We start from the raw sequence: 22042 nt of genomic DNA on the forward strand, positions 1-22042 counted from the left end.
GATCGCGGTGAGTTCGAGGTCCTCGATCGATTCCACGAAGCCCACGCCGCGCACCACGTACTCGGCGCGGTTCACCTCGATGGTGCGCGCGCCCACGTCGAGGTTCGACCGGCGGACGGCGTCGATCACCTGATCGAGGCCGACGTCGGCCGCGCGCATGGCGTCGGGGTCGACGTCGACCTGGTACTCCCGGACGAAGCCGCCGATCGACGCGACCTCGCTCACACCCTTCACGCCGGCCAGCTTGTACTTCACCGTGAAGTCCTGGATCGAGCGCAGCTCGTGCAGGTCCCAGCCGCCGGTGGGATCGCCGTCGGGATCGCGGCCCTCGAGCGTGTACCAGAAGACCTGGCCGAGCGCGGTGGCGTCGGGTCCCAGGGTGGGTTTCACGCCGGGTGGCAGCGTGCCCGCGGGAAGGGAGCTCAGCTTTTCGAGCACACGCGAGCGCGACCAGTAGAACTCGACGCCGTCCTCGAACACCACGTACACGGTGGAGAAGCCGAACACCGAGTAGCTTCGGATGTCCTTCACGCCGGGAATGCCCAGCAGGGCCACGGTGAGCGGGTAGGTGATCTGGTCGTCGATGTCCTGCGGGCTGCGGCCGGCCCACTCGGTGAAGACGATCTGCTGGTTCTCGCCGATGTCGGGAATGGCGTCGACGGGCACGCGATCGCGCGGGAAGCCTTCGAGTTCCCACGCGAAGGGCGCGACCATGACCCCCGCGCCGATCACGACGACCGTGATCAGGAACACGATCAACTTCTGCTGCAGGCAGAAGCGGATCAGCGCGCTGACCGGACCGCCTTCATTCATGCCCGTGGCCTCCGTGGGCGACCCGCGCCGGCAGCTCGCGGCGGACCTCGCCGCAACGCAGCATCATCGATCCGAAGTAGGGGTTGTCGATGGTGCGGCCCGATTGGATCCACGGCGCGCCCTGGTCGTCGAGGGCCATGGGACACCACGCGACCACCAGTTCGCGATCGAGCGTGTGTCCGAAGCGGTCCTGCAACGAGATCAACGTCTGGCTCAGCGCGTAGAAGTCCGAGCGGAGGGCCTCGATGTCGGTGTCGGCGGCCTCGATCCGCAGCCCGGCGCGCAGGCGGCGCCAGTCGGACAGCGGCGCGCCCACGAGCATGGCCGAGCGCACGCCCTCGACGGCTTCGTCCATCGTCGCGGCGGCGGCGCGCGCGGCCTCGACGTCGTCGTCGGCCAGGGCTTCCTGCAACGCGAGGTAGGCCTCGTACACCGGATCGAGGCTCGCGACGAAGGCCTCGGGCACATCGGGCTGCTCGGGGTCGCCACCGTCGCGGGGCATCATCATGCTGGGCTTGGCGGCGATCTGCATGTCGCTGTCGATCCGGAAGGCGCCGTGGGTGACCACTTCGTCACCGGCCTCGAGGCCTTCGCGCACGGTCACGAAGTCTCCCGCCCGCGGGCCGATGCGCACCTCGCGCGCCTCGAAGGTCGGCATCTCGGTGTCGGGCACCTGTACGTAGACGATCGATCGTTCACCGGTGAAGAGCACGGCCGACCGCGGGATGACCAGCGGCGGGGTGGCGGTCGTGGGATCGGCGACGATGCCCAGCGATTCGGCGCGGACCAGGTCCATGCCGCAGACCTCGCAGGTGCCCGGCTCGTCGCGCACGACCGTCGGGTGCATGGGCGCGACCCAGCGGCCGGCGAGTTCGTCGGTGAGCACCGCTCCCGAGGCGTCGATGCGTGTGCGCACGGTGGCCGTGGCGAACATGCCGGGCTTCAGACGCCGTTCGGAGTCGTCGACGGCGATGCGAACGGCCGCGGTCCGCGTCTGCTGGTCGACCACGGGTTCGATGAACGCGATGCGGCCCTCGAAGACCTCGCCGGGGTGGGCTTCGACCGTGAACGTGGCCGCCTGTCCCCACGCCAGACGGGCGAGCTGGCTCTCGTAGGCTTCGAGATCGACCCACAACCGGTCGAGGTCGGCGACGGTGGCGATCACTTCGCCGGTGTCGACGTAGTCACCCTCGCGCACCTGCAGCTCGGTGACCACGCCGCCGATCGGCGCGGTGATCGTGAAGCGGTCGCGGTCGTGCTCGCCGCGCTCGGCGGCGGCGATCGTCTCGCGGTCCACCCCGAGCAGGCGCAGCTTCTCGCGCGCGGACCTCAGGACCTCCTGCGACGACGACCGCACCACCGGTGACATGTTCTGGGCCTCGCGGGCCGATCGCGCTGCTTCGCGAACCTCGGCGAAGGCGGTGAGCAGTTCCGGACTGTACAGGTCGGCCACGTGTTCGCCACGGTTCACCGGCACGCCCACGTAGTTCACGAACAATCGTTCGATGCGGCCGGGGACGTAGGCGGTCAGGCGCGCGACGCGAGTCTCGTCCTCGGTGATCTTGCCGTACAGGCGGACCTCGGCCTCGGGGAAGAAGCGCGTGGCCTTGGTCGTGCGGATCCGCGCGGCGGCGACCGCCGACGCGTCGAGGGCGAGGCGGCGTTCCGCACCGGGCCCGCCGCCGTCGTTCGTGACGGGGATGAGGTCCATGAAGCAGATCGGGCACTTGGCGTCGGGGTCCTCGAGCCGGACCGACGGGTGCATGGAACAGGTGTAGACCTGCGGCCCGGAGTCGGCTTCGGTCGCCGTGGCGTGATCGTGATCGTGTCCGGTGGTGGTGGCGTCGTCGCCGCCGCCCAGGGCGAGCCCGATCGCGAAGGCGGCGATCACCGTGATCAGCAGCGTCGCGGGGTGGCGCAGAAGCTTGCGGAGAGTCATCGCGATTCCTCCAGGGACGCGAGAGCGGTGCGGATCGCCGCGGGATCGGGAACCAGGCTCGCGACGCGGGCACGGGCGTTCGCGCGGTCGACACGGGCTTCGAGCAGCTCGCGCTGGAACGTGAGCACCGTGCGCTGTACGTCGATCAGCTCGCCGAAATCGGCGCGTCCGGTGGCGTAGGCGTCGAGCGTGGCGCCGAGGCTCTCGTCGGCCTTCGGCACCAGGGTGTCTTCGTAGAGTTCCGCGCGGCGTTCGGCGTCGTCGAACTCGTACAGGGCCTGTGCGAGCGCAGCGTCGAGTTCGTTGCGCACACGGCGGACCCTCGATTCGCCCGCGGCTCGACGGCGCTGGGCTTCGCGGACGCCGGCGCCGATCTTGCCGCGCCACAGTGGCAGGTTGATGGAGACGGTCGCCAGCGTGGCGTCGTCGCCGTTGCCGTCGAGGTCGGACACGTCGCGTTCGTCGACGAAGGTGTGGACGAGGCCGACCGTGAGATCGGGTCGGCCGCGATCGCGGGCGATCTCGGTGCGGCGTTGCTGGCGTTCGATCTCGAACTGCAGGGCGCGGAGGCTTGGATGGTTCCGTTGAAGTCGGAGATCGAGCGAGTCGCGGGGCGCGAGCGCCGGCCAGGTGCGCAGCGGTGGGGTGATGTCGACGTCGGTGCCGCGCGGCCGATCGAGCAGAGCGTTCAGCCGGGCGACGACGGGGGCGCGCTGGTCCTCGAGCCGTCGTAGACGATCTTCCGCTCGTCCCAGCTCGACCTGCAGGCGGAGCAGATCGGCCGTGGTGGACCGGTTCACGCGCAGGCGGGTCTGGGCGACGTCCTCGAACTGTTGCAGCAGCTCGAAGGCATCGCGCTCGATCGCGAGCGTGCCGTCGAGGCGGTGCAGCTCGTGCAGGGTGCGTGTCAGCTCCAGCTCGACCTCGAGCCAGGTCGCGTGCAGGCGCGCGCGGGCCGCGTCGGCAGCGCTGGTCACCGCCGCGCGTTCCCGGCCCAGGCTCCCGAACCACGGAACCGTCTGTTGCAGCGCCAGCTGGTGTTCCTGCGGACCGATCCTCGTCTCGACCGGCTGCAGGAAGCGACCGTAGGTCAGGCGCGGGTCGGGCAGCTTGCCGCTGGCGTCGGCGCGCGCGCGTTCCGCGATCCAGTCTTCGTGCGCGGCTCGCACGGCCGGACTGTTCACGGCGGCTTCGGCGCGCAGTTCTTCGTACGGCGTGGTCTGCGCCGTGGCCGTGGTGGTCGCGAGCAGCAGACCCGCGCCGGCGAGGACGCGCGCGGTCCATGGCATGTGCATGGGATCTCCCCGTGTCCCGGTCGGTGCCGGGTCGACGTTCGAGGAACGGTCCGCGGCACCACGCCACGGACGCGCCTTCGGCGACCGATGGGGTCGCCGTCGTCGACGGGGATCAGTTGCGCCAGACGCAGAGGTCGGAGGGAACCGGCGCGTGGAGCGGAGGCGGAGCGGAGTCCTCGTGGACGGCGGTGGCCGCGCTGAAGCCCGCCATAGCGGCGACACCGGGTGCGCGCTCCTGGGCCACGTCGCGGATCGGCTTCTCGGATCCCGACGTGGTGGGAACGGCCGGAGCGGCCGGGACGGCTTCGGTCAGGCCGCAGTCGCAGAGTTCGCTGGCGTCGTCCGCCGGGACCGCGTCGTCGGTGCAACAGCCCATGGCGCATGCCGCCATGGCATCCTGCCCGCACCCGCACCCCGTCGACGGCGCCGCGGAAGCGACCGCGCCGGGGGCGGTCGGGGCCACCAGGGCCGCCGACAGCAGGAGCAGGATGGAGAGAGTGACGCGCACGGGCGGGGGCTCCGGGTGCGGGATCTGCACGGGTCGCGGGTACGATCAAGGCTAGGGTCCGTTCGAGAACCGGGCAAGTGACGCTTGTGTCAAGCGAGCGCGGCAGGCCTCAAGACCGATTGACAGTCGGTTTTTTGGCTCCTACCTTGCACTCTCGCGAATCGCCCCCCACTCCCGAAAGGCCGTGATCGTGCGCGAACCCGAGATCTCCCGCCTCGGCGACCTCGAGTTCGCCGTTCTCGAGCATTTCTGGGACCACGGCCGTGCCGACGCGAAGGCGGTGCACGCAGCACTGGGCCGCGAACGGGGGATCACGCTGAACACGGTACAGTCCACCCTGAAGCGGTTGCACGGCAAAGGGCTCCTGGATCGGACGAAGGTGAGCCACGCGCACGTCTATGCGCCGGCGCTGAGCCGGACCGACTTCCAGACGCTCGCCCTGCGCCGAGTGGTGGAGCGGGTGTCCGGTGGAAGCGCGGCCGAGACGATCTCGGCCTTCGTGGATCTCACCGAGAGCATCGATCCCGAACAGCTGGAGCACCTCGAGCGTCTCGTCGCCCGACGGATCGAGCAGCGCCGTCGAACGGGGGAGTCGTGAGCTGGGGCCTGATCCAGGTCGGGCTCGCCCTGTGGTGGGCGTCGCTCCTCCTGACCTCGACCGCGATCGCCGTCCTGTATCCCGCGATCCGACCCTCGCTGGCGGCCGTCGTCCCCGCGCAGCGGGCGTTCGGGCTCCGCGTGCTCGGAGTGGCACCGCTCGTGGTGGCCACGCTCTTCACCGTCGCCTGTTTCGCTCCGAAGCTCGTGGGATCCTTCGTTCCCCACCTGGATCATTGCGCGGCCCACGACGACCATCACATCCATCTGTGCCCGAACCATCCTCCCGAGGTGGTGTTCGGTTCATGGTCGTGGTGGGTGATCGCACTCGCCGTGCTGGCGGCCGCGACCATGGCCGGCCGGTACGCGTGGCGCGTGTTCGGCTCGTGGCGGACGACGCGGACACTGCTGCGGGTTGCCGCGCGCGACGAGCGTCGTGGCGTGTGGGTGGTCCCGGCTCCCGAGCCCTTCGCGTGGTCGTTGGGACTCGGGGATCGCCGGACGATCGTGTCGACCGCGCTGCAGGACTGCCTCGACGACCGCGCCCTGGACGTGGTGCTCGAGCACGAGGCTGCGCACCGTGACCGTCGCGACGGTTGGTGGCGCGTGGTCGTCGGACTGGCGTCGTGGACCCACCTTCCCGTCGTGGCGCGGCGGCTGCACGCCGATCTCGAGCTGGCGGGGGAGCAGGCCTGCGACGAGCGCGCCGCCCGGCGCGCGGGGGATCCGCTGGAGGTGGCGGGCGTGATCCTGCGGGTGGCGCGGCTGCGCGCCGGATGCTCCGCGCCCGGCCCGGCCCTGCTCGCAGTCGATGCCGGCCCGGTCGACGCTCGGGTCCACGCCCTCCTGCGCGAAGATCCCTACGTCCGGTGCGGACGCCGCCTGCTGCTCGTCGTGGCCGGAGGCCTCGCCCTGTCCGCAACCCTGCTCGCCGATCCACTGCACCACGCGGTGGAAACCGTTCTCCACGTCCTCGTCGGGTGAGTCCCATGGATCGATCCCAGTCGATCGCGCGGTGCGGTGCACTCGCGATCCTTCTCGGCAGCGTGCTTCTCGGCGGCGTTCGTGTCGACGACGTGCGCGCGGCGACCCTGATCGACGAATCGCAGTTCCTGCGTGTCTTCGACGCCGGGCACCCGGCCGTGATCGCGCTCGGCGATCGGATGGCCGATGCCGAGGCCACGCGCATGGGGGCGGGGACTCTCGCCAATCCCGTCGTCGATGCCGAGGTCGAGGCTCCGGACGGTGCGGCGGATCAGGCCACGTTCCGCCTGGGGTGGAAGCCGCCGCTCGACGGACGCCGGAGTGCGGCGATCGACGCGGCCGACGCCGCAGTGGAGGCCGCGCGCCACGACCTGGCCTGGCGTCGCGTGCAGCTACGCCGGCGCATGCGCGCCGTCTTCGCGGACTGGGCCGTGGCGCACGCGCGCTCCACGGCATTGCGCGAACACGTCGATCAGTTGCGAGCGTTGGAGCAGCGTGCGCGGCTGCGCGCCGAGCGCGGTGAGGACTCTCCGCTGGCGGCGCGTCGACTCTCGCTGGAGGTCGGCCAGGCCGTGGTCGACCTGGCGGACGCCGAGGCCGAACGCGCACACCAACGCGGGCGGGCCGCGAGCGCGCACGGTGCCCTGCCCACCGATGCGGTGCCACGACTCCCCGATCTGCCGGAGGGCGCCGGGATCTCTTCGGACTTCACGCGCGCCGACGTCCGGGCGCGGCGCAGCGAAGTGGACGCCGCCGAGGCCACGGCGCGGCGGGCCGGTCGTGTCCTCGAGTTCCCCGAGCTCGGCTTCGGATGGACGCGCATCGCCGAAGCCGGTGACGACTTCAGCGGACCGGTCTTCGGCGCGACGTGGGAGATCCCGCTCTTCGATCGGGATCAGGACACGCGCACCCGGACCCGCCGTGAACGGGCCCTGGCCGAGGCGCGTCTGGTGCGGAGCGAACGTCGCGCCCGCGCGGAACGACAGGTGGCCGTCGAGACCTACCGCACGCTGGCGGAGACCGCGGACGAGGTCGGGGTCGCCCTCGACGACGCGAGCGGGGTGATCGACGCCGCCCGCGCGTCGTTCCTGGCCGGAGAGAGCAGCACCACGGATCTGCTCGACGCGTTGCGGTCGGTGATCGCGAGCCGTCTCGCCGCGCTCGACCTGCACGCGCTGGCCCTGGCCGCGCACCGCGAGCTGGAACTGAACACGCGGTCGGAGACGGCCGGAGGGAGCGGGGAATGAGCGAGCGATTCCTGGTGTGGAGCTGCGCGCTCCTGTTCGCGGTCGGCTGTGGAGGACCCACCGGCACCGCCGAGGACGACCACGGTCACGAGCACGCCGACGAGGCCGACGCGCATGCGCACGAAGAGGTCGAAGGTTCGTGGGCCGTCACCGCCTGGGGTTCGGCGTTCGAGATCTTCGCCGAAGGCGAACCGATCGTCGCCGGCCGGAGCAGCGGGGTGCTGACGCACGTCACCGTGCTCGACGGCTTCGAGGCGCTGGAAGAAGGCGTGGTGGCGATCGTGCTGCGCGACGACGCGGGCGACGAGTCGGTCTTCCGGCGCGACCGCACGCTGCGCGACGGGATCTTCGAGCTGTTGATGCTGCCGTCGCAGACCGGCGAGTTCGACCTGGTCTTCCGCGTGGAGGGAGCGGGGCGGACCGAGGACGTCGCGGCGGGCCGTCTCCGTGTCGGTACCGAGGACGATCCCGGCCGACTGCTGAACGGCGATGGCGACGCGAGCAGTCTCGAGACCGTGTCCTTCCTCAAGGAACAGCAGTGGACCGCGCGCTTCGCGACCGGGTGGGCGGAGGTCGGACGCATCCGCGAAACCGCGCGCGGCACCGGCCGGGTGCGTCCGGCCGCCGGCGGCGAGTTGCAGGTGACCGCACCGATCGACGGGATCGTCGTGTCGGAGCCGTGGCCCCACGTTGGCCTGGCGCGCACGACCGGTGAAACGGTCATGGCGCTCACTTCGCGCGTGTCGCAGGGACGCACGTTGTCCGAGCTCCGGGCCGTCGCGACGGAGAAGCGTGCGGCCCTGACGCTCGCCCGCGAGCGCCTGGAGCGCTTGGAGGGCCTGGTCGAGATGGGCGCGGTGAGCACGGCCGAGGTCGACGCCGCCCGCGCGCGGGTCGAGACCCTGCAGGCGCAGGCCGAGGCGGTCCGCCGGCAGACGGACGTGGTCCGCGGGAGCGACGTGTCGGGAGCGCAGCCACCGATGCTCGAGGTGACCGCGCCCTTCACCGGCGAAGTGGCCGAGATCCTCGTCGGGCCGGGACAGGCCGTGTCGGCCGGCGACCCGCTGGTCCGCCTGGTGCGCGTGGAGCCGGTGTGGGTCGAGGTGCACCTGGTTCCGCACGACGCCGATCGCCTGCAGTCGGGTGTGCAGGGACTCTGGGTGCGCGCCACCGGTGACCGGAGTCGCACGCTCTTCGAAGACGTCGCGTTGGTCGCGGTGGCGCCGGAGGTGAGCCCCCGCACCGGTCGTGTGTCGAGCCTGGTGCGCGTGACCACGGGCACGGCGCGTCTACGGCTGGGTGCCGCGGTCGAGGCCGAGATCCTGTTGGCCGAAGGCGCGGAGGGGATCGTGGTCCCGGTGTCCGCGGTGGTCGACGATGCCGGGGTTCCGGTGGTGTTCGTCCAGCTCGACGGCGAGACCTTCGAGCGCCACGAGATCGAGGTGCGCGGTCGCGAGGGCGACCGATTGCTGGTCGACGGAATCCCCGTCGGCGAGCGCGTGGTGATCGAGGGTGGGTCGACGATCCGGCGCGCCAGCCTGGTGAGCTCGGGTGGCGCCGGCCACGGGCACGTGCACTAGCCGCGAGGACGAAGCATGCTCCGAGGCCTGATCCGACTCTCGCTCCATCATCGCTTCTTCGTGCTCGGTGCGGCCGTGGTGCTGCTCGCCGCCGGCGTGGTGCGCATCACCCGCATGCCGGTCGACGTGTTCCCCGATCTCACGGCACCCACGGTGACCGTGCTCACCGAGGGCCCGGGCATGGCGCCCGAGGAGATCGAGAAGCTGGTGACCTTTCCTCTGGAGTCGGCGCTCAACGGCGCGCCCGGGATCCGGCGCGTGCGCTCGGTGTCGGCGGCGGGGATCTCGGTGATCTGGGCCGAGTTCGACTGGGGCGAGGAGATCTACCGCGCGCGGCAGGTGGTGTCGGAGCGCGTGCAGAAGGTGGGCCTGCCCGAGCAGGTCGTGCCGCCCGAGATGGGGCCGATCAGTTCGATCATGGGCGAGATCACCTTCGTCGCCCTGACCGCGAGCGACGAGGTCGGCCCCGGCGAACTGCGGCGGCTCGCCGAGACGACGATGCGTCGCGCCCTGCTCGCCATTCCCGGGATCTCGCAGGTCAGCCCGATCGGTGGCGACGTGCGCGAGTACCAGGTCGAGGTCGACGTCCCGTCGTTGGTGCAGCACGGGGTGAGTGTGGGCGACATGGCCGCGGTCCTCGAGGAGGTGTCGCGCAATCCCGCGGCCGGATTCCACGTCGACCGTGGTCAGGAGTACCTGGTGCGCGGTCTGGCCCGCGCGCTCGACGCCGACGACCTGGCGAGGGCGGTGGTGAAGGTGGTCGACGGCGTGCCCGTGACCGTGGCCGATCTGGCGACCGTTCGCGTGGGCGCCGAGCCGAAGCGAGGCATCGCGTCGTACAACGCCGAGCCCGCCGTGATCCTGAGCGTGCAGAAGCAACCCGGCGCGAACACGCTCGACCTCATGGAACGAGTCGACGCGGTGCTGACCGACGTCGAGCGCACGCTGCCCGAGGGCGTGGTGATCGAGCGCGAGAACTTCCGTCAGTCCGACTTCATCCGCACGGCGATCCACAACATCAGCGAGGCGCTACGCGACGGTGCGATCCTGGTGATCGTGATCCTGTTCCTGTTCCTCGGGGACCTGCGGACCACCTTCATCTCGGCGGTGGCGATCCCGCTGTCGCTGGTGGCCGGGATCCTGGTGATCTCGGCGCTGGGCGGCACCCTGAACACCATGACCCTCGGCGGTTTCACGATCGCGATCGGGGCGCTCGTCGACGACGCGATCATCGTGGTCGAGAACGTGTTCCGGCGGCTGCGTGAATCCGAGGCCAGGGGTGGACGCGCGGCGCTCGACGTGGTGTTCGGGGCGGCGTCGAGCGTGCTCGGGGCGATCTTCTTCGCCACGCTGATCATCGTGATGGTCTTCGTGCCGCTGTTCTTCCTGCCGGGCATGGAGGGGCGGCTGCTCGAGCCCCTGGGCTTCGCGTATCTGGTCTCGCTGGCGGCGTCGCTGCTGGTGTCGGTGACGGTGACGCCCGCGCTGTCGTACCTGCTGCTGCGCAACGTGGCCGACCGCAAGCCTCGCGAGCCCTGGTTGCTGCGAATCCTCGGCGGCGCGTACCACGGTCTGCTCGGCGGAGCGCTGCGCCGGCCGGCGGTCGTGATCGTCACCACGGCTTCGTTGGTGGCCGTGGCGGTGGCGGCGGTGCCGTTCCTCGGTCGCAGCTTCCTGCCTCCGTTCAACGAGGGTTCGTTGACCGTGAGCGTGGTCAGTCCGCCGGGGATCACGCTCGCCGAGAGCGACGCGGTCGGGCGGCAGGTCGAAGAGGTCCTGCTCGGCTTCGACGAAGTGGTGTCGACCAGCCGCCGCACCGGCCGCGCCGAGAAGGACGAACACGTGCAGGGCGTGAACGCCTCGGAGATGGAGGTCGTGCTGCGCGAGGGGATCGACAAGCCCCGTCTGCTGGCCGAGATGCGCGAAGCCGTGGCGGTGATCCCCGGTGCGAACGTGAGTTTCGGGCAGCCGATCAGTCACCGCATCGACCACATGATCTCGGGCAGCAAGTCCAACCTGGCGATCAAGGTGTTCGGGCCCGAGCTGTCGGTGATCCGTGGAATCGCCGGACGGATCGAGGAAGTGGTGAGCACCGTCGACGGGATCGTCGACCTGAGCAACACCGAGCAAGCCAGCATCCCGCAACTGCTGGTGGATTTCGACCGCCCGGCCCTCGCGCGCTACGGGCTCAGCGCGGCCGACCTCTCGCGCTTCGTCGAGGCCGCGTTCCAGGGCACGCGCGTGGGCGAGATCGTCGAGGACGGCGTGGTGTCGCGCGTGGTGGTACGCCTTCCCGAGCGGCTGCGCGAACACCGGGACCAGTTGACCGAGTTGCCGGTGATCACCCACGACGGCCGCGTGCTCGAGCTCGGAGACCTGGCCGAGGTGCGCTTCGATCTGGGGCCCAGCCTGATCCGGCGCGAGAACGTGCAGCGGGTCGGCATGCTCACCGCCAACATCGAGGGCGCCGACCTGGCCGGCACGGTCGAGCGGGCGCGGGCCGCGGTCGACGCCGCCGTCGATCTTCCGGTGGGCTACCGCGTGACCTACGGAGGTCAGTTCGAGGAGGGGGCGCGCAGTGCGCGGACGATCACCCTGCTCTCTGGACTGGTCCTCGTGGGCATGTACGCCGCGTTGTTCCTGGCCTTCCGGAACCACCGAGCCACGTTGATCGTGCTGGTGAACCTGCCGCTCGCACTGATCGGGGGGATCGTCGCCGTCGCCCTGGGCGAAGGCGTGTTGAGCATCGCCGCACTGGTGGGATTCATCACTCTCTTCGGGATCGCCACGCGCAACGGCGTGCTGCTGGTGACGCGGTACCAGGATCTGATGCGCGAAGGACTGGAGCGCGCCGAGGCCGTACGGCGAGGATCCGAGGAACGCCTCGCGCCGGTGTTGATGACCGCGCTGACGGCGGGACTCGCGCTCGTGCCGCTGGTGCTGGCCGGACACGACGCGGGCAACGAGATCCAGTCGCCGATGGGGCAGGTGATCCTGGGCGGTCTGCTCACGTCGACCTTCCTGAACCTCGTGCTCGTGCCGGTGTTGTTCGCGCGGTGGGGGACGGTTCCGTCGCGGCCGGAGACGGAGACGGCGTAGATCCCGGAACGGCTCCGGATTGGCCGCCGACCCCCGATTCCGCTATCCATTCGGGGTCTCGCGCAGATTCTCCACGGCCCCGACCGGATCGGAGGCACGGCCATGGCCGGCTTCTTCCTTCGCATGTTCGCAGTCGTTCTCGTGGTGTCGTCGTTCGGCCTCGTGGCCTGCGGTGGCGGTGATGGTGGTGGCGAGGAAGCCACGACCACCGAAGAGCCGACCGACCTGCAGCGCTACGACGTGCGCGGTATCGTCCGTCAGCTGCCCGGCCCCGGGGGGCTGGAACTGATGATCCGCCACGAGGCGATCCCCGACTTCGTCAACTCGAGCGGCGAGGCCGTGGGCATGGACGCCATGACCATGGGCTTTCCCGTGGCCGACGAGGTCGATCTGTCGGCCTTCGCGCCCGGCGACAGCGTGCGCTTCGTGTTCGAGGTGCGCTGGGGTGGATCACCGCCGCTGCGGCTGACCTCGATGGAGGAGCTGCCGCCGGGAACCGAGCTGGAGTTCCGGAAGGTCGGCGAGGAGTAGCCGGCCCGCGTCAGTTGACGCGCGGATCGAAGGGCATCATCGAGATGTGCTTGTAGCGCGGTCCCTTGCGCTGGAGGATCCGCTTCCACAGGCCGTCGGGGTCGTCGGTGAAGACGTCCTCGACCCGCGGGGGCTCGACGATCCACGTGTCGGCCGCCATCTCGTCTTCCAGCTGCCCCGGGCCCCAGCCCGAGTATCCTGCGTACACCCGCGCGCGCCGGATCGCCGTGCGCGCGGTCTCCGACAGCTCGCCGGTGAGGAAGCCGATCGCGTCGAAGACGTGCACGTCGGCCAGCGAGGGATCGGACAACTCGGCCAACAGCACCGGTTGGTCGGGCTGGACGGGGCCGCCCTGGTAGAGTATCGCCTCGCGCCCGGTGATCGGCATCAGCGGTGGTGCGGCGTCGGCGATGGCCACGCCGGCCGGGCGGTTCAGGACCACGCCGAGCGCGCCCTCGTCGCCGTGGGCGCCGATCAGCACCACGGTGTGGCGGAAGTTCGGGTCGTACAGTCCCGCGCTGGAGATGAGGAGCTGGCCCTGGAGGTTCTGCACGGCGGGTCCTCGTTTCTCTCGGGGCGATGCGTCCGTGGGCGAACCTAGCACAGCGGCCGGCAGGGCGCATCGGGGCAGGGACGGCGGGGAAATCCCGTGACAGGCCTGGAACCGGGGTCCGATCATGGCCGAGCACCACAGGTGGAGCGCGGGGGATCGCAGGCCGTCCATGCTTCGAGAGTCCCGCGGACGACGACGAGAGGAACCCGGCACCATGAGCCGAAACCGCCCCGGCCGCAACGACCCGTGCCCCTGCGGCAGCGGCCGCAAGTACAAGCGCTGCTGCGGCGATCCGCGCAAGCCCGCCGCCGAGCCCGCGCCACCGGTCGACGATCCCGCGCGGCCGCGCGCCGAACGGGCCGACGAGCTCCGCGGTGAGTTGGACGACATCTTCGCGACCCTGCGCCGGGAGGTCGCCGGGCAGAGCTTCGACTCGATCGAGCAGCTCCAGGGCTTCCTGGACGACCGCGTGGGCTGCCACAACCGTCAGGGCCTCGCGGACTTCGACGGCCTCGATCCCGAGACCATGCAGGCGCTGCTCGGCAAGCCCTTCGACAGTCCCGCGGTCGTGGAGTTCGCCGAGGAACCGGCCGCGCCGCCGCGGTGCGAGATGACCGACTGCTTCACCGCGATCGTCGAGGCCATCGACGACAAGGGTCTGCGGCTGACGGCCAAGGGCAACCTGCCGCGGGCGGTGGCACGCACCGCGGCCGAGCGCGCGCTGGGTCCGGAGGACTACCGCGAGTTCACGCGGCACACCGGTGTGCAGAGCGAAGAGGACTTCCCGCCGCTGGTCCGCACCCACCACGCGGCCATCGAGGCCGGACTGCTCGAGGTCACCGCGGGCAGGATCCACCGCACGCGGCGCTGCGACGAGCTGCTCGCCACCGGATCGGCGGGCGCCGTGTACCGGCTGCTGTTCGAGGCCGTGGCCACCCGGATCGACGTGGGCGCGCGGGACCGGCTACCCCCGCTGAGGATCATCCAGCAATCGTTCGCCTACACCCTGCTCCTGCTGCAGCGCTACGGCGGCACGTGGCGCCCGAGCAGTTTCTACGAGGAGCTCTTCGCCCGCGCGTATCCGGCCGCGATCGACGAGTGTCCCGACACCCAGTTCTTCTCGGCGCGCCGTCTCCTGGGCCTCGGCTACCGCCTGCGCATGCTCGAGAACCTGATGGAGTTCGCCGGACTCGCCGAGGTCGACCCGAAGGGCAACGCGCGCTACGTCGCCGACGAGATCCGCGTGCGGGCCACGCCGCAGCTCGGGGACTTCGTCCGCTTCCACCTCGACACCGAGCCGCAGGGCGGTGTCGACGTTCCGCTGGCGGGTGCGAGCGCCGGAGACGGGCCGTCCGAGGAGCCGCAGACCGAGAGATACGCCCAGTTCCGCATCGGCCTGCTGGGGGTGCATCCCATGGTGTGGCGGCGGATCCGGATCCCCGAGGACTCGACCTTCTGGGACCTGCACGTGGCGATCCAGAACAGCATGGGATGGACCGACTCGCACCTGCACGCCTTCCGCGTGGTCGATCCGCGGACACGGCACGAGGTCGAGCTGGGAATCCCCGGCGACGAATTCGAAGACGAGGTCGAGATGAGCTGGGCGGCCCCGATCCGCGACTACCTCGACCCGATGATGCGCCCGATCGCGACCTACGTGTACGACTTCGGCGACAACTGGCTGCACGAAGTCGTGCTCGAGGGCTCCGGCGAGGCTGCGCCGAGGTCGTTGCCCGTGTGCCTGGAGGGGGAGCGCCGATGTCCACCCGAGGACGTCGGTGGGGCGTGGGGCTACGAGGAGTTCCTGCGGGCGATCGAGGATCCCGGCCATTCCGAGCACCTGCGGTTCCGCTCCTGGGCCGGCCAGGACTTCGATCCCGACGACTTCGACCCGGCACGCGTGCGCTTCGAGGACCCCGTCGAGCGCTGGCGCGAGGTCTTCGAGGACGACGAGGACCTCGAGTTCGGGCCCGAGGACCGAGAGCCTCGCTGATCGCGGGGCCGCGCGGGTTGCTCGCACGGTCGGTGTGTTGCGGGTGACGGGCCCGGTCGTGGAGACCGGACTCCCGTCACCCGTGGGTTCAACGACCTACTTCACCAACACGACGCTCTTCCGTGCCACGTAGTCCCCCGCGGTCATCCGGACCAGATAGATCCCCGAGGAGACCTGCGCGCCGCGATCGTCGGTGCCGTTCCACACCTGACGGTGTTCCCCGGCGTTCAGGGTGTCACCGCCGAGCAGCGTGCGGACCCGCCGCCCCGAGACGTCGTACACCACCAGATCGACCCGCTCCCGCTGGGCCAGGTCGAAGCGGATGGTCGTCTGAGGGTTGAACGGATTCGGCGCGGCGCCCACCAGCTGGGTCCGCAGGGCCGATCCCGGAGGTGCGTCGACCGCCGACGTGATCGAGAAGGCCGCGTCGCTGATGTCGTCGCCGCTGTTGCCGGCGTCGTCGCGGGCGACCACCTTCAGCCAGGCGTCCTCGCTGAGCGGTTCGGCCACCGTCCAGCTGAAGCTGCCGGTGTTGGCCAGGTCGACGGCGAGGGTGTCGTACACGCCCGCGCTGCCGGTGCGCGACAGCAGGACGTCGATGCCGACGATGGTGCCGTCGTCCGTGGCCGACCACTGCAGGTCGGCGGTGTCGCCCACCACGAGCTGCTCGCCGCCGTTGGGCGACAGCACCTGCACCTGGGGCTCGCCGAGGCCGGTGGTGAAGCTCCACACCGGGCCGGTGACGGTGCGGCTGGTGTCGCTGACGGTCACGTACCATTCGTACGTGGTCTCCGACGCGAGCCCCGGCCAGCTCAGCTGGGCGTTGCCGTCGGAGGGAACGTCGCCGACGGTGCCGAGCAGCTCCCAGCCTCCCAGGCCGGCCAGGTCGATGGGCAGGGTGAACTGACTGTTCGCGTCGGTCTCGAACTGGTCGAGCGTCGGCGAGTAGGTCTGCACCTGCACCTCGCCCGCGCTCGGATCGAAGGTCATGATGCGCAGCCAGCCGTCGCCGCCGTTGGGGCGGTTCTGGTAGTCGGCCAGCAGCGTGTACATGGTGCTGCCGTCGAAGGTGTCGACGCGCTGGCCCTCGCCGATCACGTGACCGCAGAGGGTGAGGAACCAGTTCGGGTTGCCCTTCAGCGCGTCGTACACCGCCTGACCGTTGCCGCTGAACGAAGCGGGATTGCCGGTACCGGTCGTGTAGTGGTTGCTCACGATCGCCCAGCGGTCGGCGTGCGCGGTGAGCACGCTGTCGGCCCAGGCCAGCACCTGGGGTTCGGGTGACAGGTCGTACTCCAGGCTCAGGGTGACGAAGTCCAGGTCACCCACGCTGAACAGACTGAAGTGGTTGTCGTTGCTGGTGCCGTAGTTGCCGCCGTAGTACGAGCGACCACTGAAGTGATCCACGCCGAAGTACTGGTTGTACCCGTTCGTGGTGCCGTCGGGGTCGCCGATCGGCGACTGGTCGTGGTTGCCCACGGTGGCGCTGTACGGGATCCCCTCGGGAAGACCGGTGGTGACCGGATCCTCGAGCAGGCTCATGGCCGCCCAGGCGTTCTCCCACTCCGTGGGGTCGGCGTCGCCGTTCTGCACGATGTCGCCGATGTGGTCCACGTAGACGATGTTCAGCGCCTCGCGGTTCTCGGCGATCCACTGCGTCTGCGCGGCGAACACGGCGGGGTAGGTCTCGCTGTAGAACTGCGTGTCGGGCAGGTGGATGATGGTGAAGGGTTCGGCGGTCACCGTCTGCACCGGCCGCCCGTAGAACTCCACCGTCATCGGCTGGCCCTCGGGGTCGCTCACCGTGACGTCGAGCAGCGGTGAGGTCGACACGCCCGTCGCGCCGTCGGCCGGGCCCACCAGGACGGGTGCCGTCGGCGGCAGGTCGACGACCAGGTCGAAGGGCGCGCCCGCGATCCAGGCGTAGCCGCTGCCGTTGATCGTCCCGTCGACGGCGGTGCCGGCCGAGCTGGCGACCGCCGTTCCGGTGCCCTCGTTCAGGCCCCAGCGGGCGACCAGACCGGTGGCACTGCCTTCGATCTCCTGGTTCACGCTGGTGGCGATCTCGGTCTCGGTCCGGGCGTAGTTCCACACGCGGACCTCGTCGAGCACGCCGTCGAGGTAGCCCTCGGCGGTACCGCTCGAGTTCAGCGCGCTGCCGAGGGCGGCGTGCTGGATGCTGTCCGAGCGCGGCGGCTGACCCACCGTGGACTCGGCGTCGAGGACGCCGTCGAGGTACAGGCGCCACGTGGTGCCGTCGTAGGTCGCGGCCACGTGGTGCCACACGCCGGTCTGCAACGGAGTGGTTCCCGTGACCGGATGGTTGAGACCCGGCGACGCGCCACCGGCACCTTCCTCGAAGTCGGCGGCGAGCACGCCGTCGGTCTCGCGGATGCCCAGGAACCAGTTCATGTCGCGATCGTTGCCGTCGGCCTCGCCGCGCCCCTTGGTGACCAGGGGAATGGCGAACACGCCGCCCGCGCCGGTGTTCGACGCCACGCCGGCGCCGTCACGGCGGACCCATGCCTCGAGCGTGAACTGCCCGAGACCCAGTGTGGCCGTGGGGCCGAAGTCCACGTAGGCGTCGGTGCCGGTGAAGTCGAGGCCGAAGGCTCCCGCCTCGGGCGTCGTGGCGCACTGCACCGTGGTGGTGCTCGAACTTCCCACACTGTTGTAGGCCCGCACGCGGTAGCAGTACTCGGTGCTCGCGGTGAGTCCGACGTCGCTGTACGTGGTGGCGTTCGCGAAGGTCGTGTCGACCGGTGCGAAGGGTCCACCGGCTCCGCTCGTGGAGCGCTCGATCTCGTAGCCCAGCTCGTTGCCGGCGTTGTCGGTCCAGCTCAGATCGATCTGGGCCGGCGACACGGCGGTCGCGGCGAGACCGGTGGGAGCGAGGGGCGGATCGGTCGGGGTCACGTCGAGGTCGAAGGGAGCGCTGGCGGCCCAGCTGTAGGCGGTGCCGACGATCGTGCCGTCGACGGGAGTGCCGGCGGTGCCGAAGACGTCGGTGCCCGTGCCTTCGTTCAGGCCCCAGCGCGCGACGAGGCCCGCCGTGGGGGCGGTGATCTCGTCGTTGATGGTGGCCTGGATCTCGGCCAGGCTGCGGGCCTGGTTCCACACGCGGACCTCGTCGAGCACGCCGTCGAGGTAGCCCTCCTGGATGCCGGTCGAGGTCAGGGCGGTGCCCAGCGCGGCGTGCTGGATGCTGTCGCTGCGCGGCGGCTGGCCCACCACGAGCTCGGCGTCGGGCTGGCCGTCGAGGTACAGGCGCCACGTGGTGCCGTCGTAGGTCATGGCGACGTGGTGCCAGACGCCCGTCGTGAGCGGCGTGGTTCCGACCACCGGGTGGTTCAGGCCCGGCGACGTTCCGCCGGCGCCCTCCTCGAAGTCGGCGGCGAGCACGCCGTCGCTCTCACGGATGCCCAGGAACCAGTTCATGTCGCGATCGTTGCCGTCGGACTCGCCACGTCCCTTGGTGACCAGCGGGATCGCACTCACTCCACCGGTGCCGGTGAAGGCGGCGATGCCGGCGCCGTCGCGACGGACCCAGGCCTCGACCGTGAACTCGGCCAGGCCGAGTTCCGGTGCCGGGCCGAAGGTCGTGTAGGCGTCGCTGCCGGCCAGGTCGAGCGACGAAGCGCCCTCGGCCGGGGTCGTGGCGCACTGCACCAGCGACCAGCCGGAGGCGCCGAAGGTGTTCACCGCACGGACGCGGTAGCACCGCTCGGTGCCCGGTTCGAGGCTCGTCTCGGCGAAGCTCGTGGTGTTCTGCGCGAGCGTGGCCAGCGGCTCGAAGGGACCGGTGCTGCCCGTCGTCGAACGTTCCACCTCGTAGTTCTGCTCGTTGTCGGCGTTGTCCGTCCAGGTGAGATCGATCGTGTAGGACGACGAGGCCGTCGCGGCCAGGCCGGTCGGGGCCGTCGGAGCGGTCTCCGGGTCGACCACGATGTCGAAGGGCGCCGCGTTGCCCCACGCCCAGGCGGAACCGGTGATGCTGCCGTCGACGGTGGTTCCGGCCGAGCCGAAGACGGTCGAGCCCGCGCCTTCGTCCAGGCCCCAGCGGGCGACGAGTCCGGTGCGGGCCGTCGTGATGCGGCTGTTCACCTCGGTCTGGATCTCGACGATCGAGCGTGCGTAGTCCCACACGCGGACCTCGTCGAGTGCGCCGTCGAGGTAGCCCTCGGGCGCACCCGTCGAACGGAGCGCGCTGGCCAGGGCGGCGAGCTGGCGGCTGTCGCTGCGTGGCGGTTCGCCCACGACGAGTTCGGCGTCGAGCTCACCGTTCAGGTACAGGCGCCACGTCACGCCGTCGTAGGTGGCGGCGACGTGGTACCAGATGCCCGTGGTCAGTGGGGTCGCGCCCACGACCGGATGGTTCAACCCCGGCGAGCTGCCGGTCGCGCCCTCCTCGAAGTCGGCGGCGAGCACGCCGTCGCTCTCGCGGATGCCCAGGAACCAGTTCATGTCGAGGTCGTTGCCGTCGGCCTCGCCGCGTCCCTTGGTGATCAGCGGGATGGCGCTCACACCACCGCTGCCCGTGGAGGCGGCGACCCCCGGTCCGTCGCGACGGACCCATCCCTCGAGTGTGAAGGTCGCCAGGTCGAGCGCGGCCGGATCGCCGAAGTCGACGTAGGCGTTCGAGCCGGCGAAGCCCAGCGAACCGTCGAGTTCGAAGGGGGCGCTCGGGCCCCACACGGGACCGTTGATCAGGGTTCCGTCGGAGCCGCCCGTGATCGAGTTGGCCGCGGTGGTGCCGGTGCCCTCGTCCAGGCCCCAGCGACCGACCAGGCCGGCGCCCGTGGTGAGCTGCTGCACGAGGTCCTGCTGGATCTCCGCCTGCGTGCGCGCGACGTTCCACACCCGGGCCTCGTCGATCAGGCCGTCGAACGCACCCGCGGGTGTGCCCGTCGAGGTGAGCGCGGCGCCCAGAGCGGCGTACTGGATGCTGTCGCTGCGCGGGGGCTCGCCCACCGCGAGTTCGGCCTCGAGCAGACCGTTCAGGTACAGGCGCCAGGTCGTGCCGTCGTAGGTGGCGGCCGCGTGGTACCAGCGTCCGGTCTCGATCGAGGTCGAGCCGACGACCGGGTGGTTCAGGCCCGGCGACGTCCCGCCGGCGCCTTCCTCGAAGTCGGCGGCGAGCACGCCGTCGCTCTGACGGATGCCCAGGAACCAGTTCATGTCGCGGTCGTTGCCGTCGGCCTCGCCGCGTCCCTTGGTGAGCAGGGGGATCGCGCTCACGCCACCGTTGCCGGTGGAGGCCGCGACTCCCGGTCCCTGCCGTTGGAACCAGAGCTCGAGGGTGAAGGTGCCCAGGCCGAGTTCGGAGGCCGGGCCGAAGCTCACGTAGTCGTCGGTGCCGTCGAGGTCGAGGCCCGACTGGGCGTGGGCGGAGGGGGTCATGAAGGGAATCAGCAGCAGGCCCAACGTCAGGACGACGAGGGCCCGTCGGAGCGATTCGCGGTGATGCATGGATGTCTCCCGTGAGGCCGGGCGCGAGCGCAGTCGGGACCAGGTGGGGAGGGCGCCCTGGTCGACGGCCCGGTGGTGCGTGCGCCTACGCGCTCCATGGCGGAGCGCGGGCGTCGGATCGGCTCGGTGCGTGGCCCCTGCGTGGATGGGGTTCGAAGAGCGTAGCAGATCATTGCGGGGCGCCGCAGTCGGCCGAGGCCACGAGAACACGGGAATTCGTGACATTTGCGCCGTGTGTTCGCGCGATCGGACCGTCGCGAGCAACGCCTTTCAGGCCGGCAGGCTTCTCCTTACCCTGGGGCCCACGAAAAGGAGGTCCCACCATGGGCACGAACCCGTCGAAGCTGCCACCCCTCGATCCCGCGCGCGTGGCCACGGTCGCCGAGCACGGTGGCGAGATCACCCCCCTGGACCCGATCGGTGCGCGCGTCCGAGGCATCGACCTGTCCGCGGAGAGTGAGCCCCCGGCCGAAGTGGTCGACGCCCTCGAGCAGGAGATGGCGCATCGAGGGTTCATCGTCTTCGCGAACGAACGCCCGTTGTCCGTCGACGACTTCCTCCGCGCCAGCTGCTGGTGGGGCGGTAAGGAACTGCACAGCACCCACGGAGTCCACCCGGAGACTCCCGACGACAACCAGCACATCTTCCGCCTGTCGAACGACCGCCGTCACGGGATCCTGGGCGTGGGGCCCCAGTGGCACAACGACGGCAGCTTCAACACCGACACCTTCTCCCACTCCGGCTACCACATCGTGCGCCCGGCCGAGAAGGGCGGCGGGACGTACTTCGCCCACCAGGGCGCGGCGTACGATGCGCTGCCGGACGAGTGGAAGGAACGCTGGAGTCGTCTGTCGTCGGTGAACTCGGCGTCGGGCGTGGTGCATCCCGTGGTGCACGATCATCCCATCTCCGGTCGCAAGAGTGTGTGGTTGCACCTCGGAATGACCGGCGCGGTGATCGAGAAGCTTCCCGACGAAGACGGCTTCCGGTTGCTGGACGCCGACGAGCTGACCCGGCTCTGTCGCCAGTACAAGGACCTCCTCGATGCCGGCCTCGAGAACGGCTACACCATCGCCTACGAGTACGAGGAGAACGACTGCGTGTTCATCGACAACCTGGCGGTGGCGCACCGGGCCGCGCCCGAGGCGCACCTGCCGGTCGAGGAGCAGGGCCTGCGGATCATGCATCGCAGCACGGTGCGGGGTGTGCAGGATCTCGCGCCCGGGTTCGGACTGCCGCTGCAGATGGACGTCTTCGGGCCGAGTCCGTTCGGCGATGGCGTGTGGCAGGGTGGGGGGATCGGGTTCCGGTGGGACGACGGGGTGCGGATGCAGAATTAGGGGGTTCTTCGAGTACGTCCGTAGGTCAGTGGGATGGAGAACCGGGTTCGTCGTGCTCATCACCCGATCGGCGGCAGGTCGGGCTTGCCGTGAA

14 protein-coding genes are annotated in these 22042 nt (G+C 70.4%); 8 read left to right on the forward strand and 6 right to left on the reverse strand.

Annotated features, from left to right (window positions below; genetic code table 11):
* The 4 genes from VKA86_17690 to VKA86_17705 form a co-directional block, all read right to left on the reverse strand.
* Positions 1 to 813 (reverse strand): efflux RND transporter permease subunit (locus VKA86_17690; GenBank protein ID HKK73038.1); only part of this gene is annotated, 813 nt, incomplete at its 3' end.
* A complete protein-coding gene (locus VKA86_17695) occupies positions 806 to 2752 on the reverse strand; it encodes an efflux RND transporter periplasmic adaptor subunit (protein ID HKK73039.1) in 1947 nt (648 codons plus the stop codon). The genes VKA86_17695 and VKA86_17690, both read right to left, overlap by 8 nt.
* Positions 2749 to 4047 (reverse strand): TolC family protein, encoded by a 1299-nt coding sequence (locus tag VKA86_17700; protein HKK73040.1) that lies wholly within the window; start codon positions 4045 to 4047, stop codon positions 2749 to 2751. Before VKA86_17700 ends, VKA86_17695 begins: the two co-directional genes overlap by 4 nt.
* Before the next feature lie 112 nt (positions 4048 to 4159).
* Positions 4160 to 4555 carry a hypothetical protein gene (locus VKA86_17705; GenBank protein ID HKK73041.1) on the reverse strand — a complete coding sequence of 132 codons (396 nt, stop codon included), beginning with the start codon at positions 4553 to 4555 and terminating at the stop codon, positions 4160 to 4162.
* Between the two features lie 190 nt (positions 4556 to 4745).
* Here VKA86_17705 and VKA86_17710 point away from each other — a divergent pair, with 190 nt between their 5' ends.
* The 6 genes from VKA86_17710 (at position 4746) to VKA86_17735 (ending at position 12593) form a co-directional block, all read left to right on the forward strand.
* Positions 4746 to 5153: a BlaI/MecI/CopY family transcriptional regulator gene (locus tag VKA86_17710; GenBank protein ID HKK73042.1), complete on the forward strand. Its 408-nt coding sequence runs from the start codon at positions 4746 to 4748 to the stop codon at positions 5151 to 5153.
* Complete coding sequence (locus VKA86_17715; GenBank protein ID HKK73043.1) at positions 5150 to 6136, forward strand: M56 family metallopeptidase; 987 nt, start codon at positions 5150 to 5152, stop codon at positions 6134 to 6136. Before VKA86_17710 ends, VKA86_17715 begins: the two co-directional genes overlap by 4 nt.
* Positions 6137 to 6141: 5 nt before the next feature.
* On the forward strand, positions 6142 to 7383 hold the full coding sequence (locus VKA86_17720) for a TolC family protein (protein ID HKK73044.1): 1242 nt from the start codon (positions 6142 to 6144) through the stop codon (positions 7381 to 7383).
* Entirely contained in the window at positions 7380 to 8963 is a 1584-nt protein-coding gene (locus VKA86_17725) for an efflux RND transporter periplasmic adaptor subunit (GenBank protein ID HKK73045.1), read from the forward strand. The genes VKA86_17720 and VKA86_17725 overlap by 4 nt, the downstream gene beginning before the upstream one ends.
* Before the next feature lie 15 nt (positions 8964 to 8978).
* On the forward strand, positions 8979 to 12062 hold the full coding sequence (locus tag VKA86_17730; GenBank protein ID HKK73046.1) for an efflux RND transporter permease subunit: 3084 nt from the start codon (positions 8979 to 8981) through the stop codon (positions 12060 to 12062).
* A gap of 102 nt (positions 12063 to 12164) precedes the next feature.
* The gene (locus tag VKA86_17735; protein ID HKK73047.1) at positions 12165 to 12593 is read left to right on the forward strand and encodes a copper-binding protein; all 429 of its coding nucleotides are present in this window, start codon (positions 12165 to 12167) and stop codon (positions 12591 to 12593) included.
* A gap of 10 nt (positions 12594 to 12603) precedes the next feature.
* On the opposite strand, the gene VKA86_17740 is transcribed toward VKA86_17735, so the two are convergent.
* A complete protein-coding gene (locus tag VKA86_17740) occupies positions 12604 to 13146 on the reverse strand; it encodes a YqgE/AlgH family protein (protein ID HKK73048.1) in 543 nt (180 codons plus the stop codon).
* A 214-nt stretch (positions 13147 to 13360) separates the two neighbouring features.
* On the opposite strand from VKA86_17740, the gene VKA86_17745 reads away from it, so the two are divergent.
* Complete coding sequence (locus VKA86_17745; protein HKK73049.1) at positions 13361 to 15139, forward strand: SEC-C metal-binding domain-containing protein; 1779 nt, start codon at positions 13361 to 13363, stop codon at positions 15137 to 15139.
* Between the two features lie 96 nt (positions 15140 to 15235).
* On the opposite strand, the gene VKA86_17750 is transcribed toward VKA86_17745, so the two are convergent.
* Complete coding sequence (locus VKA86_17750; protein HKK73050.1) at positions 15236 to 20608, reverse strand: LamG-like jellyroll fold domain-containing protein; 5373 nt, start codon at positions 20606 to 20608, stop codon at positions 15236 to 15238.
* Positions 20609 to 20931: 323 nt separating this feature from the next.
* Here VKA86_17750 and VKA86_17755 point away from each other — a divergent pair, with 323 nt between their 5' ends.
* Positions 20932 to 21948, forward strand: coding sequence for a TauD/TfdA family dioxygenase (locus tag VKA86_17755; protein ID HKK73051.1), 1017 nt, complete (start codon positions 20932 to 20934; stop codon positions 21946 to 21948).
* The last annotated feature ends 94 nt before the right edge of the window (positions 21949 to 22042 follow it).

Source organism: Candidatus Krumholzibacteriia bacterium, assembly GCA_035268685.1.
GTDB lineage: Bacteria > Krumholzibacteriota > Krumholzibacteriia > JAJRXK01 > JAJRXK01 > JAJRXK01.

Excerpts from the sequence above, each read along its gene's own strand:
- VKA86_17695 (HKK73039.1), bottom strand. The coding sequence starts at position 2,752 with ATGACTCTCCGCAAGCTTCTGCGCCACCCCGCGACGCTGCTGATCACG.
- VKA86_17700 (HKK73040.1), bottom strand. The coding sequence starts at position 4,047 with ATGCACATGCCATGGACCGCGCGCGTCCTCGCCGGCGCGGGTCTGCTG.
- VKA86_17720 (HKK73044.1), top strand. The coding sequence starts at position 6,142 with ATGGATCGATCCCAGTCGATCGCGCGGTGCGGTGCACTCGCGATCCTT.
- VKA86_17725 (HKK73045.1), top strand. The coding sequence starts at position 7,380 with ATGAGCGAGCGATTCCTGGTGTGGAGCTGCGCGCTCCTGTTCGCGGTC.
- VKA86_17730 (HKK73046.1), top strand. The coding sequence starts at position 8,979 with ATGCTCCGAGGCCTGATCCGACTCTCGCTCCATCATCGCTTCTTCGTG.
- VKA86_17735 (HKK73047.1), top strand. The coding sequence starts at position 12,165 with ATGGCCGGCTTCTTCCTTCGCATGTTCGCAGTCGTTCTCGTGGTGTCG.
- VKA86_17745 (HKK73049.1), top strand. The coding sequence starts at position 13,361 with ATGAGCCGAAACCGCCCCGGCCGCAACGACCCGTGCCCCTGCGGCAGC.
- VKA86_17750 (HKK73050.1), bottom strand. The coding sequence starts at position 20,608 with ATGCATCACCGCGAATCGCTCCGACGGGCCCTCGTCGTCCTGACGTTG.
- VKA86_17755 (HKK73051.1), top strand. The coding sequence starts at position 20,932 with ATGGGCACGAACCCGTCGAAGCTGCCACCCCTCGATCCCGCGCGCGTG.